A 17,135-nucleotide genomic window follows, 5' to 3' on the forward strand; every position below is an offset into this window, starting at 1 on the left:
CCGTCAGGCCGTCAGCCCCCGGTCGGGCCGGTCGAGAAGTCGAACTGCTCCGGCTGGCGGCGCGGACCGCCGAAGTTCCAGGTCAGGCCGATGTAGAAGGCCCGCAGCTTGATGTCCTGCTCCGAGCGTTCGCGGAACTGCGGCGTCTCGTAGATGGTCGTAGTGTTGAAGGTGTTGAACAGGTCCCGTGCGGTGAAGTTGAACGACAGCTGCTCGCTCAGCTTTCTGCGATAGCCCAGATTGACCATGCCGCCGGCCTCGCGCCGGCCCTGCGCCAACAGGCTGTCGCCCTGCCAGAAGCTGGAGACCTGGACGAAGTCCTTGGCTGTCGGCTGCCAGTTCAGGCTGAGACGGCCGCTGGCCAGGGTCGCTTCGCGGTCGCCGCCGCCGACGACAGCGCCCGGGTCGATCTCCTGACGGAAGACGTTGACGCTGGCGCTGTAGCGCAGGGTCGGATGCAGACGCCCGTTCGCCGTCGCCTCCACGCCCAGGTCGCGACGCGAGCCCAGGTTTTCCGGACGGGTCAGGAAGACGCCGCCTCCGATGTCGGAGGCCACGTCGGTGAAGGCCTTGTCGGTGTTCCGCAGATAGGCGGTGGCCTGATAGAAGCTCTGGCCTTTTCGCATCTGCCACATGGCCTCGAAGCTGTCGGTCTCCTGCGGCTCCAGATCCGGATTGCCCGAGCGGACGTTCAGCGGGTCCTGATAGACGACGAAAGGATTCAGCTGGCTGGGCTGGGGCCGCTGGATGCGGCGCGAATAGCTGGCGCGCAGGGTCTGTTCGGGCGTCAGCTGATACTGGACGTGGGCGGTCGGATAGGCGCGGAAATAGTCCTGGGATGCCGAGGCGCCGCCGGTCAGATCCTTGATCTCGATGTCCGCCTGTTCCAGCCGCAGCCCCAGCTGGGCCGACAGCTTCTCGCCCAGCGGCCGCTCATAGGTGGTGTAGAGGGCATGCACCGTCTGGGTCGCTTCGAAGCGGTTGTTCAGGGCCGGGACCGGCGCCAGGGCCGCCTGCGAGGGACCGCGCAGGAACTCGGCGTCCTGCTCGGGCCGCTGGGCGTTCAGCTCATAGCCCAGGCGCAGCTTGCCGCCGTCGGACATCGGGCGAGTGTAGGCGCTGGTGAAGCCCCAGGTGACCTGATCGACCTCCGTGTTGGTCCGTTCGTACAGGGCCGCACCCGCCGGGGTCAGGAAGGTGGTCAGGGTCTGGCTGGTGGTGTCGTTGGCGTTGGAATCGTAGCGCAGCTCGTTGGACCACTCGTGGCCGTCGCCGTCGAAGCGGCGCAGCACACGCGCCGTGGCGCCCCAGTTGTTGAAGCTGAAATCGGAATCGCCGACCCGACGATAGGCGCTGGTCACCGCGCCGGCGGCGTTGCGGGTTTCATAAAGGCCGTCGCCCGACCCTGTGCCGTCGAAGGCCACGCCGCGCAGTTCGCCGGTCAGCTGGGTCTTGTCGTCCAGCTTGTATTCGGCGGTGAAGCGGGCGAAGGCGCCGTTCTGCTCGGACTCGACCGGCTGTTCGACGGTCGTGGTCGAAACCACCGCGCCGGTGACCGGGTCCAGCTGTTCGCGGACGCGGTTGAAGGTCAGTTCTGTCGGATCAGAGCGATAGCTGGCGTCGCCCGACAGGGTCAGGCGATCCTTCTGGTACGAGCCGCTGAGGCCCGCGTTCCAGCGTCCGTTGTCGCCGACGTTGACGCGCAGCGAGCCGGTCGTCTGGGTGCCCGGCTTGGGCGCCGTGGGCTTTGTGATCAGGTTGATGACCCCGCCCGAACCCTCGGGGCTATAGGCGGCGGACGGATTGGTCATGACCTCGATGCGGGCGTACTGGCTGGCCGGCAGCTGGATCAGGGCCTGGCCGCGACCGGGACCGGTCAGGATGCCCGACGGGCGGCCGTCGACCAGGATAGTGACATTGGCGTCGCCGCGAAGCGACACATTGCCCTCCGGGTCCACGTCCACCGACGGCACGTTGCGCAGCGCGTCGGCCAGACTGCCCGTCGTCGCCTGAAGGTCGTTGGCCAGGCTGTAGCTGACCGAGTCGATCGAGGTGCGCACGTCATTGGCGCGGGCGTTGACGACCACGTCGCCGACGCTGGCGGGCTGCTGTTGCTGGGCCGGTTCGGCCGTCTGAGTGCGCGGCGCGGGCGTCTGCGCCGTCGTCGCCGGGGTCTGGGCGGCCGGCTGGCTGGTCGTGGCGGGCGGCGGGGTTTGAGACGGCGTCTGGTTCTGGGCCAGAGCGGCGCCGGGCAGGGCGACGGCGGCCGCACCCAGCATGAGAACGAGTTTGGAAGAGGTCATGCCCCGGCGATCCTGAAAGAGTGCGCGGGCGTCTGTTTGCGCCCGTCGATAAGGCTGACTATCGGCGTTACTTTGAATCGCAAAGTTACATCTTCTTCATCGAGACGGCGCGGTTGTGGCCAAGCTGGGAACTGTCAGCTTCGCCATACGCTTTGACCCGATGCTGACCACGAAGATGAACCCCCGCGTGTTCTGGGGCGCGAGCGCCATCATCGCGCTGCTGCTCCTCGTCGCCATCGTCGCGCCGGGAGAATCCGACCGCCTGTTCCAGAGCGTTCAGGCCTGGGTGATCGACACCTTCGGCTGGCTCTATATCGCCTCGGTCGCCGCCTTCGTGGGGCTGGTGCTGGTGCTGGCGATCGGCCCGACCGGCGCGCTGAAGCTGGGGCCGGACGACGCCGAGCCAGACTTTCCCTATCTGTCCTGGCTGGCCATGCTGTTCGCCGCCGGCATGGGGATCGGCCTGATGTATTTCGGCGTCGCTGAGCCGATCCAGCACTATATCAATCCGCCCGAAGGCGCCGGCCGCACCTTCGACGCCGCGCGTCAGGCCATGGGCATCACCTTCTTCCACTATGGGGCGCATGCCTGGTCGATCTATGCGCTGGTGGGCCTCAGCCTGGCCTTCTTCGCGCACCGCAAGGGTCTGCCGCTGACGCTGAGGTCGGGGCTGTCGCCCTTGCTGGGCAGGCGCGTCAACGGGCGCATCGGCGATGCGGTCGACATCTTCGCCATCTGGGGCACGGCGTTCGGCATCGCCACGTCTCTGGGTTTCGGCGTGTCGCAGATGAACAGCGGCCTGACCTATCTGCTGGGCATTCCCAACACCGCCTGGGTTCAGGTCGGGCTGATCGTCGTGGTCATGGCGGCGGCGACCGCCTCGGTCATGAGCGGGGTCGGCAAGGGGGTGCGCCGTCTGTCGGAGCTGAACCTGGTTCTGGCGGTGCTGCTGATGCTGTTCGTGCTGGTGGTCGGGCCGACCGGCTTTTTGTTCAAGGCATTGGTCCAGAACTTCGGCTTCTATCTCAGCCATTTCGTCGAGCGAACCTTCACCCTCTACGCCTATGAGCCGCGCGCCTGGATGGCGGACTGGACCCTGTTCTACTGGGCCTGGTGGATCGCCTGGTCGCCGTTCGTGGGGATGTTCATCGCCCGGATCTCGCGCGGGCGAACGGTGCGGGAGTTCCTGCTGAACGTTCTGCTGGCGCCGGCCGGCTTCACCTTCCTGTGGATGACCGTTTTCGGCAATACGGCGATCAGCCTGGACATGGGGCAGGCGGCGGGCGCGATTTCCAACGCCGTCTCGGCCAACCTGTCGACCGCCCTGTTCTACTTCCTGGAGCAGCTGCCGGGCGCAGCCTTTACCTCGGGTCTGGCCATCCTGCTGGTGGCGGTCTTCTTCGTCACCTCGGCCGATTCCGGCGCCCTGGTGATCGACACCATCGCCTCTGGCGGCGCCGAAGACACGCCGCGCTGGCAGCGGATTTTTTGGTGCCTGCTGCTGGGCCTGGTCGCCGCGACCCTGTTGCTGGCGGGCGGGCTGGGCGCGCTGCAGGCGGCGACCCTGGCCGCCGCCCTGCCCTTCGTCCTGATCATGATCCTGCTGTCGATAGGCCTGGTGCGCCAGATGAACGCCGACGTCGCGGGCCGCAGCCTCGAGACCGAAGGCGCGCCCCTGGCGCAACAGCTGAAACGCATCCTGGCCCCGGCCAGCCGCAACGACATCGACGATGAGATCGAGCGCCACGGCCTGCCCGCGCTGGAAACGGTTCACGCCGCCATGGAGGCCGAGGCGGCGGAGTCCGAGATCGGGCGTGACGACGGCGTCGCCTGGCTGACGGTCAAGCAGGGCGAGCGCACCTTCATCTATCGCCTGGGCGCCCGCTCGCGTCCGCGTCCCGCCGTGACCCAGCGCGAGACGCCCGAAGGCCGCCGCCTGCTGGAATGGCGACTGACCGCCCAGACCGGCCAAGGCGAACGCCCCCACGACATCACCGGCTTCACCCGCGACCAGATCGTCGCCGACGTGCTGGAAAAGCTGCAACGCTGGCGACTGGCCTAAGGACCTCAGGTCCTTGGGATGATGCGCGGCGCGGGCTCGTCCTTCCACCACAGTTGCATGGCGCCGTCCTTGAAGCCGATGCGCAGGACGTCGAGACCCTCGACCGCAAACAGGCCGTCTGCGGTCAGCGCTTGCAGCTTGCGCGGCGCGGGCCACAGCGGGTGGCCGGGCCGGGCGACGACCAGGGCGCCGTCCTGCATCGTGACCACGTAGTTGCGATAGGCGCCGGGCGCGGATTGCAGCAGGGCGGCGTCGGTCACGGGCGGGTTCAGGCGCGCCTCGACCGCAGTCAGGGCCCAGGCGTAGTCCGTCTTGGCGGCGTCGGACGTCGTCGTCGACAGCAAGCCGCGCAGGGCCTCGGCCTGGGCGGCGTCCAGCGCCTGGACGGAGGAAGTCGGGGTGTCCGGCGCCACGCCGACGCCCTCCCAGTTGCCGCCGCTGACCGCGTGAACGGGCCGGCCGACCGACAGGCTGAGCATAAAGCCCGGCGCGATGGGGAAGAAGTCATTGTTGTTGGCGGCGCCCGCCGTCTTGGCTCCCACCAGCCGGCCGAGTTTGAACTGCTGAACGTCATAAGCGAAGGATTCCGCCGCAGAGGCCGAGGCCTGGTCGATCAGCACATACAGGGGCGTACCGGTCAGTCGCCCGGCGGGCAGATTGTCGAGCGCGCGCGTCTGCACGGGCTCCTGCCCGGCCTTCAGGAAGGTGATTTCCAGCGTCCCGGCCTTTAGGAAGTGGCTGACCAGATACTGGACCGCCTCGGACGCTCCGCCGCTATTTCCCCGCAGGTCGATTATGACCGCGTCGCCGCCCTTCAGGAACCGCATGGCGTCGTCATAGGCGCGGCCCGTTTCGTCCGAGACCCAATAGCAGGCGTCGATCTTCAGATAGCGGACGTTGCCGGGCAGGATTTCCAAGGCGCTGAGACCGTGGTTGTCGCGACGGGCGGCGGCGGCGTCGATCTCTGAAAGGGCTTGGGTCGCGTCGGCGCCGGCCGAGGCGGCGGCGAAGCGATCAGGCGCATATTCCAGATAGACGTGACCGTCCTGGCTGGCGTCGCGCAGGTCGCCGCTGATCAGCCCCGCCAATTCCTTTGGCGAGGACACCTCATAGCGCCCGGAGGCCTGGGCGGCGTCGAGCCGGGCGAGGATCGCCGGCGCCCGGTCGGGAAAGACGTAGGAGGACTGAACCGCCTGTCGGATCGCGCTCAGGACCGCCGCCCGCTGGGCTGCGGACAGTTCGGTTTGGGCGGCGGCCGCGACGGGCTGCCGGGCCTGGGCATGAGCGACGCCTTGGCCGCCCATCAGGGCGAGCGCCATCGCAGCGGCGGAAAGCAGCTTGGAACGCATGATAGATTCCGTTGGAGAGGTTAAGGGTTTAGGGCGCGGACTGCGTTTTTGCAGCCGCCTGTATGCGTTGGCGGAAGGGTTGATCCGTCAGGGCGGCGATGGCCTCCTTGACCACGCCGGAGAGGGGCGCCGACAGCTCTTGGTCCAGCGTCTCGGCCGCCTGGTTCACCGCCGACCATTGACGTTGCAGACGCGGGATCATCGCTTCGGTCTTGGCGGTCAGCATCACGATCCGCTCGCGCGCGACGGCGCCGGGCTTCAGCAGAACCAGCTCGTCTTTGACCATCTGGGTCACGGTTTGGCTGACGGCCGAATGGCTGATGCCGATCTGCTGCGCGATGGTCTTGATCGACTGCCCGCCGTCGCGCATCAGAACGCGCAGGATCGGCGTGTAGCGGGGACGCCAATGCAGGCCAGAGGCCGCATAGGCCGCCTCGACCTCTCCGTCCAGAAGATCGATCAGATGGCGCAAGAGCGTTCCGAGGGTGGGCGATGCAGACAACATGAGGACTTATATATATAAGTGCTTATATTTATCGTCAATCTCCTTTTGTCAGCAGCGCTTGGCCTTGGGCTGGCGGGGCGCTAGCGTCCGGCGGTCTTCGCTGGAGTTCGCCATGTCCCTTCGTTTGTCGCGCCGCACCCTGTTCGCTTCCGGAGGCGCGGTGGCGCTGGCGGCGGGGCCGGTGCTCGCCCAAACGACAGCTCAGAGCGCGCCGGCGAACGATGATGCGTCGCTGGCGGCGGCGGTGGACGCCTATGTGGCCAAGTGCATGGCGGCCTGGCCGGATCAGCCGGCGCTGGGCGTCGCGGTGGTCAAGGACGGGGCGACCGTTCTGGCGCGCGGTTATGGCGTCAAGGTTCAAGGCAAGCCCGCGCGGGCCGATGAGCACACCCTGTTCGCCATCGCCTCCAACACCAAGAATGTCACCGCCGCCGCCCTGGCCATCCTGGTCGACGAGGGCAAGGTGAAGTGGGACGCGCCGGTTCGGACCTATCTGCCCGGCTTCACCCTGTCCGATCCCTATATCGGCGCGCACATCACGGTGCGCGATACGCTGAGCCACCGGGCCGGATTCGGTCTGGGCGCCGGCGACCTGCTGTTCTGGCCCAACTCGGACCGCACCCGCGCCGAGGTGCTGGCCCAGGCCGCCTTCGTGCCGATCGAGGACGGATTCCGGGCGCGCTACCACTACTGCAACCTGATGTTCGTGGTGGCAGGCGCGGTGCTTGAGGCCGTGTCGGGGATGAGCTGGGAGGCCTTCATCCAGACGCGCATCCTGGACAAGGTCGGGATGACCGAAACCGTGCCGCTGGCGCGTCTGGCCGATGCGTCCAGGTCCGCCCTGCCCCACGGCCGGGTCGGGCCGCCGCTGCGCTATCAAGGCGCGATGACCCAGATCGCCAAGTCCATCGTCGAGGTGTGGAACTGGGATTCGGCGGCGGCGGCAGGCGGCATCTGCACCACCCCGACCGACTGGGCCAAATGGATCGCCTTGCGGCTGAACGACGGCAAGCTGCCCGACGGGACGCGGCTGTATTCCGAGGATGCGGCGCGCGAGATGTATCGCCCCAACATCATCGTTGGATCCTCGGCCGGACCAACGGCGGAACTGCCCAACCGATCCATCGCCTCGACCTACGCCATGGGTCTGCAGGTTCAGGACTATCGCGGCGAGCGGATCGCCAGCCACGGCGGCGGCTCGCCCGGCGGGATTTCCGCCACGGTGCTGATCCCCGGCCGCAAGACCGGCTTTAGCGTCTTCTCCAACGCCGAGGAGAGCTTCCTGCTGCGCGCCTTGAGGTCTGGCATCACCGACATCTGCATGGGCAAGGTCGATGTGGACTGGATCGCGGACTCCAAGACGCTGGAGGTCCAGGGCAATGCAAAATCCATCGCCGCCGCGGCCGATATCGACGCCAAACAGGCGGCGGGCGCGCCCCCGTCCATGCCGCTGGACGCCTACGCCGGGACCTGGCGTGATCCGTGGTACGGCGACATCGTCATTGCGCCCAAGACCGAGGGGCGCGGTCGCAATCGCAAGAGCGGCCTGTGGCTGAGTTTCACCCACACGCCCGCCCTGCAAGGCTGGCTGGAGCCGTATGACGGCGAGACCTTCCGCACACGTTTCCCGGACAAGCGCGAGGAGGACGCCTTCGTCACCTTCTCGATCCTGACCGCCAAGCCGGCGACCGCGACGGTGAAGGGGGTCAGCCCCGACATCGACTTCAGCTATGACTATCAGGACCTGAGACTGACGCGGGTTTGACCTCGGACGACCCTGTGACCCAGGGTCGCAAACCGGAACAGCCCCGGCGTCCTGACGCTGTCTTCCCATCAATCGAAAGGGAGACCGTCATGTCAAAGACCCCAAACCCGCGCGCGCTGGATCGCGATGAGGCGGATATGGTCGAACAGACGAAGGCGCTGGCCGAGCGTTCGCCGGCGGAGCTGCGAGATCTGATCGGGCGGCTGCGCGCGCGGCGCGATCGGGTTCAGCGCCAGATCCGGACGCGCGTTCGTGCGGGAAAGAGCGGCCCGGATGCGGGCGCGCGTGAAAAGAAGGCGCTGCTGACCGAGGCCATCGCCCGCGTCGCCAATGAGATGGACCGGCGCAAATCCGGCTCTAAATCCGGCGGGGCATCCGCGACGGCGACCGACAATCTGCGCGAGGCCGTCCGTCGCAAGGCCGAAAGCCCGAGCTGGACCGGGCCGGAGGATCGCACCGCCGATCTGGGACCCAGCGAAACGCCGAACACCAAGATCGCCCCGTCAGGCGCGCTTCACGCCGAGGGCATGCGCGCCGCGATCGCCCGCTCGACCGGCGCGCGCTAGCCGGTGATCTCCAGCAGCTCCAGCTTGGCCTCTTGCTTGGGCCACGGCAGGACCAGGCGCCAGCGGTTCTGGCCGATGCGTTCGATGACGCCGACCTGATCGCGTTCGGCCTTGTCGCCATAGGCGGGGAAGGTCTTCTCGTCGGCGCCCCAGGCCTGGGCGCCGACATAGACGGCGCGGCGGTCGGTGTCGGGATAGATCAGGCCGCGCGTGCGCTGCGATCCCGTCGTCTTGGTCAGGACCAGATCGCCGCCGGGCGTCAGCGCGACCGAACAGGCGAACCAGGGATATTCCACATAGGCCAGTCCCTGGCCCTCGACACGGCGACCCATCTTGATGGTGCGGCAGCGATAGGTTCCGGGGCCGGGTTGGTTGCGGCCCGTCTGGGCGGCGTTGGGATCGGCGAGCGGCCCCAGAGCCTCGACCTGACGCGAGAAGCCGCCGTCTTCGGCCTCGGCGCGGGCCATGCGCCAAGCCTGATCCAGCCGGCCAAGTAGGCTGGCGTCGGCGGCCTTCGCGACCTGACGCCAGTCGTCGGTTCCGCCCTGCATGCCGCCTGCGGGCGTCGCGGGCTGCTGCGGCGTTGTTCCTGAAGCGGGCGTGGCGGGATCGGCCGGAGAGGCGTGGGCCGCCGGAGAAGCGGGAGCGGCCGGCGTCGCGGGAGAAGCCGGGCTTGCGGGACGGTCGTCGCCACAGGCCGCCAGGGCTGTCGTGGTCATCAGGGCCAGAACGGCCAGAGGGGTGCGGCGCATCAGCGTCTCCATCGGTTGCCCTGACCGAACGTGACAGGGCGCCCGAGGTTCAGGCGAACCTTAGCCGCGCGGCGCCGGGACCAGCTCGATCAGGTCCAGATTCGATTCGGTGTTGGGCCACGGAAGGACCAGCCGCCAGCGCGCCTCGCCGATGCGTTGCAGGATGGCGACCAGATCGCGGTCGGGATTTCGGCCATAGGTGTTGGCGGCGGGCTCCTGCGCCAAGGCCAGTGAGCCGAGCATCACCATATGGCGGTCGTCTTCGGGGAAGAGCAGACCGGAGGGGCGCTGCGAGCCGGTCAGCTTGGAGAACTTCAGGCCTTTCGGCGTCTGTTCGATGCGGCAGGCGAACCAGCCATAGACGACATAGCCCAGCCCGTCCTCGCCCCCCTGGGTACCCAGTTTGACGGTGCGGCAGCGATAGTCGCCGGGCGGCGGGGCGACGCCGGGACGGTCGGCCTTGGGGTCGATCAGATCGCCCAGGCTGTTCAGATCGCCGGAGCCGCGCTGACGCTTGGCCTGTTGCAGGGCCAAGGTCCAGGCGGCGTCGACGCGGCGATAGCGATCCCGGTCGCCGGAGGTGATGACGCCGCGCCAGTCCATCAGCGCGCCCGATGCGCCGGACGGCGGCGGGGGCGGCGGCGGCGGCGTCGAAGCGCAGGCGGCGACGGCGCACACGACGGCCAGCGGCGCCAGACGACGCGTCAGCGAGCGGAACGGGATGAAAGGGGACATCGACGCTTCCCTTGGGGCGACCAGGCGAACTTGAGCCTCTTAGGCCCTCTCGCGACCGTCGGCGTCAACCTCCGGGCCGCCCAGGGCCGTATTCAGGGCCGTATTCAGCGCCGCAGCCAGGGCCGCCAGATCCAGCGGCTTGGCCAGCCAGGCGTCGAAGCCGGCGGCGCGGCCGCGCGCCCGGTCCGGCGCCGAGACGGCCGCCGTCAGCGCCAGGACCGGCACATGGCGCGTCAGGGGGTCGACGTCCAGCCGCGCCTTGACCTCATAGCCGTCCATGTCCGGCAGGCCGATGTCGAGCAGGATGATGTCGGGTCTGAGCGCGCGCGCCAGATCCAGCCCCTCCGGCCCCGTCGTCGCGGCATGCAGGGTCAGGCCCAGCCCGCTCGCCGCCTGGCGCATCAGGGCGATGTTGGCGGGATTGTCCTCGATGTAGAGCACCACCGCCTGACGCGATGACGCCAGACCCGGCGCGGGGGCTGCCGGCAGGCTGAGCGAGAAGACGGCGCCCGCGCCGGGGTTGCGCGCCATAGTCAGGGCGCCGCCCATCCGCTCGGTCAACCGCTGGACCGAGGCGACGCCAAGGGCGGTGCCGCCTCTGGCGTCGCGACCATCCAGCGGGCGGAACGGTCGGTCGTCGCCCGCGCCGGCCGGGATCATCCCGGCGTCATGGATGGCGATGACGATCCGGTCCTCAGCGCGCGACATCTCCATGCGCACCGTGCCTCCGCTGGGCGAATGGCGCAGGGCGTTCTCGACCAATCGGCGCAGGATGCGGCGAATCTGGCCCGGGTCGGCCATGACGCACAGGCCGTGGGCAGGCGGCGGACAGGCCAGCGTCACCCCCGCCTCTCGCGCCTGCGCCTCCAGCCCATCGCAGACCTGGCGCAGCGCCAGACGCAGATCCACGCGGTGCAACGAAGGCGAACCGCCGCCGTCGCCGCTCATGAAGGCTTCAGTTTCCTCGATCACAGCCAACAGGACGCCGGCCGCGGCCTCGATCTGACGCACGAACTGAGCCTGGCGCGCGGTCAGAGGGTCGGCCTGGTCGTTGGCGCGCAGCAACTGGGCGAAGCCCATGATCGTGGTCAGGGGGTTGCGCAGTTCTCGCCCCAGGGCCTGCATGATCTCGTCCCGCGTCCGCAGCTCGGCGGTCAGACGGTCGACCTCGCCCTCGGCCGTCGTCAGGGCGCGGCGCAGGCCTTCGGCCTGCTGGACGGCGCGGGCTTCGAGCCGGGCGTTCTCACGACGCAGGCGCTCGGCGACCCCGTGCGCCTGAAGCCAGAGCCAGATCCCGGCGCAGGTCCCCGCCAGCGCCAGGGACAAGACAAGCAAGACGAAATCCATGACGCCCCTCCGACGCGCCATATTGACGCGTTAGAGTTGCATTCAGGTAAACGTGCCCGCCTAGGTTGTTATCAGTCTTCGCTGGCCGCGGCGGCTTCGGGCTTGCGGCGCGGCGCACGGCGACGCGGGGCCGCCTCGCCTTCGGCCTGCTCGACCGGACCCGACGATGCCGGCGCGCGCGTCAGAAAGCCCGGCAGGGCGGTCGGGGCGTCGCCCTCGTCCGCCGCGACAGCGGCGGCGGTGCGGCGCGGACGGCGTGCGGGCCGTTCGTCGGCGGCCGGCGCCTCGACGCTCGGCGTTTCAGCGACAGGGGCTTCAGCGGTGGGCGCTTCGCTGACGGCTTCGGCGCGCTCGGCCTCGGCATAGGCAGGAGCTACGCCCTCAGCACCGTCTTGGGAGCCGTCCTGATTATCGAAGCGGCGATTACGTTCCTCGCGGCGACGCTCCCAGCGTTCGCGGCGGCTTTCGCGACGACCGCCGCCCTCGCCCTCGGCGCGGACCTCGTCGCCCTCGCGCGGCTCGCGCGGCTCGCGGGGTTCGCGAGACTGCTGACCGTCGCGGTTCTCGTCACGGTCACGATCGCGGTTCTGATCGCGGTCGCGGTCGCGGTTGTCACGATCCCGGTCCCGGTCGCGATTGTAGTCGCGGTCGCGGTTCTGATCGCGGTTCTGGTTCTGCTCGGCGCGTTCGGCGGCCTCTGCGGCCTGACGGTCGGCGGCCTGCTGGGCGGCGACGAAGGCGGCGGCCTGAGCGCCGGATTCGTCCTCGAAGTCGATGTCGAAGCCCTGGTTGGACTGTTCGCGCGCGGCGATGTCCGAGAAGGACCGCTGCGGCTGGAGCGCGCGCAGGACCCGGTAATAGTGCTCGGCGTGCTGCTGATAGTTTTCGGCCAGCACCCGGTCGCCGCTGGAGGCCGCATCGCGGGCCAGCTGCTGATAGCGCTCGTACACCGTCTGGGCGTTGCCCCGGACCTTGATGTTCTCGGGGCCTTGCGAATCCCACGAACGATTCGGATTGGCGTTGTTGGCGTTATTGGCGCCCGCCTTGTTCCGATTGCGTCCGCGCTGACGCTTCATGCCCTTGAAATCTCTCATTCGCGCTACCGTGTGCAGGGGCGGACCAAAGCCTGAAGGCCGGTTCCGTCCGTTTCGTGGTTCCGTCTCGCTCGGGGCCGATCCCCGATTGTCGAACTGTCGGAATGCCTTGTCGCCCGCATGGTGCGCCGGTCCTTTGGGGACCGACCGTCATGGCCGGCTCAAGCCGCGAACAGCCGGGTATGCGCCCGTAAAGCTGCGATTGAGTGGGAGACGGCAGAGACTTAACCCGAGTGGGCGGCCTTTCCAAGCAATATTCGTCAATGCGTCGCACCGAACCCTGCACAGCGCCGCTTTGCCAAGCCCGCCGGCTGGGCTAGGCATGACCTTTGAGACGACGACGAGGCGATCCCATGCGCGTGCTGGTTCTGGGCGGCGACGGTTTTTGCGGCTGGCCCACGGCCCTGCATCTGTCGGCCGAAGGGTGGGACGTGACCATCGTCGACAACCTGAGCCGCCGCAACATCGACAACGAGCTGGAGGTCCAGTCCCTGACGCCGATCCGCACCATGGGCGAGCGGATCAAGGCGTGGAAAGACGTGTCCGGCCGCGACATCGGCTTCGTCAACATGACGGTGGGCAAGGAGTTTGACCGCCTGGTCGCCCTGATCCGCGACCTCGCCCCCGACAGCGTGGTGCATTTCGCCGAGCAGCGGGCCGCCCCCTATTCGATGAAGTCGGCGCGGCACAAGCTGTACACCGTCGACAACAACATCAACGCCACCAACCATCTGCTGGCCGCCATCGTCGAAAGCGGCCTGGACGTTCACCTGGCGCACCTGGGGACAATGGGCGTCTATGGCTACGGCACGGCGGGTCTTCGTATCCCCGAGGGTTATCTGAAGGTGACGGTGGAGACCGACAACGGTCCCGCCGAGCAGGAAATCCTGTTCCCGCCCAATCCTGGCAGCATCTATCACATGACCAAGACGCAGGACGCCCTGCTGTTCCAATTCTATGCCCGCAACGACAATCTGCGCATCACCGACCTGCACCAGGGCATCGTCTGGGGCACCCAGACCGAACAGACCAAACAGGACGAACGACTGATCAACCGCTTCGATTATGACGGCGATTACGGCACGGTGCTGAACCGCTTTCTGATGCAGGCGGCGGTCGGTTATCCGCTGACGGTGCATGGATCGGGCGGCCAGACGCGGGCCTTCATCCATATTCAGGACACGGTGCGCTGCGTCGAGCTGGCGCTAAAGAACCCGCCCAAGCGGGGCGACCGGGTCAAGATCCTGAACCAAATGACCGAGAGCCGCCGCGTGCGCGATCTGGCAGGCATGATCGCCGACAAGACCGGCGCCGAAGTCCACAATGTCGCCAATCCGCGTCAGGAGGCCGACGAGAACGATCTGGTCGTCGCCAACGATCAGTTCCGCGATCTGGGGCTGAAGCCGATCACCCTGGCGCAGGGTCTGATGGACGAGGTGACGGACATCGCCCGCCGCTATGCCGACCGGGCCGATCTGGGTCGGGTGCCGTGCGTCTCCGCCTGGAACCAACGCCGGGCGGAGGCGCTGGAAAATGAGGCGCGACCGGCAGTCAACGCGCCGCCTTCCCAAGTTCTGACGGCCTGAGTTTCGTAATGCCTATCGCCTCCCCTTCCCTCGATCTGCTGCTCTTCGGCGGCGGCTATCTGGGGCGGGCGGCGGCGCTGGAGGCCATACGGCGCGGCGGACGCGCGACCGCCACGTCGCGCGACCCCGAGCGGCGCCGCGCCCTGGCGGCCGACGGGATCATGGCCATCGATCCCGGCGATACGGCGGCCCTGAAGACGGCGCTGGAGGCGGCGACCGCCGTGCTGATCACCGCCGCGCCGGACGCGCAGGGGTGCCCCGGTCTGCGGGCCCTGGGTCCGTTGGCGGGCGACGCCTGGCCCGACTGGATCGGTTATGTCTCCTCCACCTCCGTCTATGGCGACCGCGCCGGCGGATGGGTGTTCGAGGACGGGCCGCTGAACGCCGCCAATCTGGAGGGCGCACGCCGCGTCCGGGCCGAACGCGACTGGCTGGATGGGGCGCAGGGGATGGGGCTGACGGTCCAGATCTTCCGCCTGCCCGGTTTTTACGGACCGGGGCGCAGCGTGGTCGAGCGGCTGAGGGAAGGCACGGCGAAACTGGTCAGAAAGCCCGGCCAGGTCTTCAATCGCATCCATGTGGACGACATCGTCTCGGGCCTGTTCGCCTCGATGGCGCGGCCGCGACCGGGCGCCGCCTACAATCTGACCGACGACGAACCGTCGCCGGCCGACGTGGTGATGGAATGGGCGGCGGGTCGGATGGGCCTGCCCCGCCCGCCCCAGGTCGACTGGACCGACGACAGCGTCAGCGAGGCGATGCGCCGCTTCTATCTGGACTCCAAGCGCGTCTCGAACGCCCTGGCCAAGGCCGAGTTGGGCTGGCGGCCCGTCTATCCCAGTTGGCGCGAGGGGCTGGCGACGCTGATGGATGCGCCGCCGCCGCTGCGATTGGTGAGCTAGGGCGCAGTCACGCGCTCAAGCCGCGAGCGACCGCGTCGCGAGCCTAGCGCGCTCAGAACGGCAACAGATTGCGCTGGCGGCTGTAGCTCATGGTGCCGACGTTGGCGCCCAGGCGCAGGCCGACGCCGGTGCGGATGGGGGCCAGGACGATGCCGTCAGCGCGCTGATAGTTTACGCCCAGGCCGGCGACCAGATAGGCCGAGCCCTCGATGCCGGGATAGCGGCGATAGATCATGTCGGGGTGGTACAGGCCGTAAACCAGGGTGAAGACGCGGCTTGCGTTGCCGCCCCAGTCCCAGCCCACCGACGCGCCCTGCCAGAACACTTCCTGAGAGGCCGACAGGTCCTTCATGTGCAGGGCGCCGCGGCCGTAACGGGCGCCGACGACCACGGCGCCGGAGCCTTCCTCGCCTGCGATATAGGCGGTCGGACGGTCGCCCTGGTCGGCGAAGACCCGCTCGATCGCGCCGCCCACGACCTCAGCCGCGATGCCCAGCTCGCGCGAGCCGGCCGCCACCAGTTCGTCGAAGCTGTAGGCCTGGGCCGTCTGGTCCGAGCGGATCGGATAGTTCGGATCGCGCGGCGGCGCCGAGGCGCAGGCGCCCAGCGACGAGGCGCCGGCGGCGGTGGCGAGGCCCGAAAGGATCAGTTGGCGGCGATGCATGGAGGGCGCTCCGAAAGGCGACGAGAGGACGGCCGGCTGGCGCGCCGGTCTTCGTTGCACCGTCCCCGACCTTTGCGGCAGCCTTGCGGCTTCAAGGTTAACGGGGTCTTACCGGGCGCGCCGATCAGGCCGTAGCGCGCTTTCGCCGGACCAGCAGCCAGGCCAGGCCGATCAGGACCGCCAGCATTCCGAAGGCCTTTCCAGCCGTCAAAGGATCCTCGACCACGAAGATCACGAACAGGGTCGTATTGATCGCCAAGGCGACTATGGCCGGCAGGGGGTAGAGCGGCATCTTCCACGGCCGCTCCAGATTGGGCTCGCGCACGCGCAGAACGATGACGGCGGCGTTTACCAGCACGCTCATCAGCGCCAGCAGCGACGTCGAGAAAGTCAGCAGGGTCTCGTAGACCCCGATGGTCGCCAGCAGCCCGCCGGCCAGCACGGTCGCGATCAGGGCCAGACGCGGCGTGCCGTTTGCGGCGACCCGGGTCAGGGCGGATATCTGATACTCGCGCGCCATGGCGAACAGGACGCGCGGGAACACCATGACCATCGCATTGATGATCGTCACCAGCGACACCAGCGAGATGGCCGTGACGATAGGGCCGGCGACATCGCCGAACACTCGACCGGCCGCATCCGCCGCGACGAGGTTCGAGCCGGCCATCTCGGCCGGCGTCAGGACGTTCAGATAGGCCAGGTTGGCCAGCACATAGATCACCGTCACCACGGCGATGCCCGAGAAGGTGGCCCGCGCGATCGTCCGGCCCGGATCGACGACCTCTTCGCAGAAATAGGAGGCGCTGTTCCAGCCGTAGTAGGTGCCAGAGATCGCCCGCAGGGCCATGACGATGCCACCGAAGGTCAGGGCCGCCGCCGTCGCTGGCGCGATCTCGGTCGCGACGGGCGCGCCGCGCGGCGCCAGGAACAGGCCGATGATCAGCACGGTGAACAGGGCCGCCTTGACCGCGCTGCCGATCTCCTGCGACCGGCCGCCGACCTTGGTGCCCAGCCATTGGACGCTGCCCACTACGACCACGATCAACAGGGCGAGGACGCCGATCGGCACGCTGGTCGCGACGCCCAACCGATGCAGATATTCGCCGAAGACCACGGCGATGAAGGCGATGCCGCCCATATTGCCCAACCAGTCGCAAACGCCGACGGCGAGGCCGGTCAACGACCCGAAGGCGCGCCGTGCGAAGATATAGGGGCCGCCCGTCTTGCGGATCGAGGCGGCCAGTTCGACCGTCGACATGGCGTCGATCCAGGCGACCAGACCCGCGACACACCACAGGGCGATGATGATCGTGGGGTTCTGAACCCCCTCGGCGACGACGCCCGGCGTGCGCAATATACCCTGACCGATGACGCCGCCGACCACGACGGCGACGCCGAAGGTCACGCCCAGGACGCGCAGCAGATGGCCGCGATCCGGTTGGGCCGCCTGAGGTTCCGTCGTCATCGCCTATGTTCCCCCGCGCCGCCCGAAAGGCGGCGCTGCG

The 17,135-nt window shown here is 68.3% G+C and carries 14 protein-coding genes; 5 read left to right on the forward strand and 9 right to left on the reverse strand.

The window, feature by feature from the left end; translation table 11 throughout:
- Positions 1-11: 11 nt before the first annotated feature.
- Positions 12-2,303, reverse strand: coding sequence for a TonB-dependent receptor domain-containing protein (locus HF680_RS11760; RefSeq protein WP_205196250.1), 2,292 nt, complete (start codon positions 2,301-2,303; stop codon positions 12-14).
- A 160-nt stretch (positions 2,304-2,463) separates the two neighbouring features.
- Here HF680_RS11760 and HF680_RS11765 point away from each other — a divergent pair, with 160 nt between their 5' ends.
- Positions 2,464-4,365, forward strand: a complete 1,902-nt coding sequence (locus HF680_RS11765) for a BCCT family transporter (protein ID WP_185225205.1) — start codon at positions 2,464-2,466, stop codon at positions 4,363-4,365.
- 5 nt (positions 4,366-4,370) lie between these two features.
- Here the strand turns inward: HF680_RS11765 and HF680_RS11770 are convergent, their stop codons facing one another.
- Entirely contained in the window at positions 4,371-5,714 is a 1,344-nt protein-coding gene (locus HF680_RS11770) for a S41 family peptidase (RefSeq protein WP_185225206.1), read from the reverse strand.
- Between the two features lie 28 nt (positions 5,715-5,742).
- Positions 5,743-6,186 (reverse strand): MarR family winged helix-turn-helix transcriptional regulator, encoded by a 444-nt coding sequence (locus tag HF680_RS11775; protein WP_235968960.1) that lies wholly within the window; start codon positions 6,184-6,186, stop codon positions 5,743-5,745.
- Positions 6,187-6,331: 145 nt separating this feature from the next.
- On the opposite strand from HF680_RS11775, the gene HF680_RS11780 reads away from it, so the two are divergent.
- Together HF680_RS11780 and HF680_RS11785 are read left to right on the forward strand one after the other, a co-directional pair.
- The gene (locus HF680_RS11780) at positions 6,332-7,984 is read left to right on the forward strand and encodes a serine hydrolase (protein ID WP_185225208.1); all 1,653 of its coding nucleotides are present in this window, start codon (positions 6,332-6,334) and stop codon (positions 7,982-7,984) included.
- Positions 7,985-8,073: 89 nt separating this feature from the next.
- Complete coding sequence (locus HF680_RS11785) at positions 8,074-8,550, forward strand: hypothetical protein (RefSeq protein WP_045811051.1); 477 nt, start codon at positions 8,074-8,076, stop codon at positions 8,548-8,550.
- On the opposite strand, the gene HF680_RS11790 is transcribed toward HF680_RS11785, so the two are convergent.
- The 4 genes from HF680_RS11790 to HF680_RS11805 form a co-directional block, all read right to left on the reverse strand.
- The gene (locus tag HF680_RS11790) at positions 8,547-9,302 is read right to left on the reverse strand and encodes a DUF4893 domain-containing protein (protein WP_197071047.1); all 756 of its coding nucleotides are present in this window, start codon (positions 9,300-9,302) and stop codon (positions 8,547-8,549) included. The two genes, HF680_RS11785 and HF680_RS11790, sit on opposite strands and share 4 nt — an antisense overlap.
- A 60-nt stretch (positions 9,303-9,362) precedes the next feature.
- Positions 9,363-10,037, reverse strand: a complete 675-nt coding sequence (locus HF680_RS11795; protein ID WP_045811053.1) for a DUF4893 domain-containing protein — start codon at positions 10,035-10,037, stop codon at positions 9,363-9,365.
- A gap of 39 nt (positions 10,038-10,076) precedes the next feature.
- Positions 10,077-11,384: a hybrid sensor histidine kinase/response regulator gene (locus HF680_RS11800; protein WP_045811054.1), complete on the reverse strand. Its 1,308-nt coding sequence runs from the start codon at positions 11,382-11,384 to the stop codon at positions 10,077-10,079.
- Between the two features lie 71 nt (positions 11,385-11,455).
- Positions 11,456-12,478 (reverse strand): DUF4167 domain-containing protein, encoded by a 1,023-nt coding sequence (locus tag HF680_RS11805; protein WP_045811055.1) that lies wholly within the window; start codon positions 12,476-12,478, stop codon positions 11,456-11,458.
- 353 nt (positions 12,479-12,831) lie between these two features.
- Between HF680_RS11805 and HF680_RS11810 the strand changes: the two genes are divergently transcribed.
- Both HF680_RS11810 and HF680_RS11815 read left to right on the forward strand, forming a co-directional pair.
- A complete protein-coding gene (locus HF680_RS11810) occupies positions 12,832-14,064 on the forward strand; it encodes an NAD-dependent epimerase/dehydratase family protein (RefSeq protein ID WP_045811056.1) in 1,233 nt (410 codons plus the stop codon).
- Between the two features lie 8 nt (positions 14,065-14,072).
- Complete coding sequence (locus HF680_RS11815; protein WP_185225209.1) at positions 14,073-14,966, forward strand: Rossmann-fold NAD(P)-binding domain-containing protein; 894 nt, start codon at positions 14,073-14,075, stop codon at positions 14,964-14,966.
- Between the two features lie 52 nt (positions 14,967-15,018).
- Here the strand turns inward: HF680_RS11815 and HF680_RS11820 are convergent, their stop codons facing one another.
- The gene (locus HF680_RS11820) at positions 15,019-15,630 is read right to left on the reverse strand and encodes a DUF1134 domain-containing protein (protein ID WP_045811058.1); all 612 of its coding nucleotides are present in this window, start codon (positions 15,628-15,630) and stop codon (positions 15,019-15,021) included.
- A 124-nt stretch (positions 15,631-15,754) separates the two neighbouring features.
- Positions 15,755-17,095, reverse strand: coding sequence for an APC family permease (locus tag HF680_RS11825; RefSeq protein ID WP_185225210.1), 1,341 nt, complete (start codon positions 17,093-17,095; stop codon positions 15,755-15,757).
- Positions 17,096-17,135 lie beyond the last annotated feature (40 nt).

It is taken from the genome of Brevundimonas huaxiensis, assembly GCF_014218725.1.
Classification (GTDB): Bacteria; Pseudomonadota; Alphaproteobacteria; order Caulobacterales; family Caulobacteraceae; genus Brevundimonas; species Brevundimonas huaxiensis.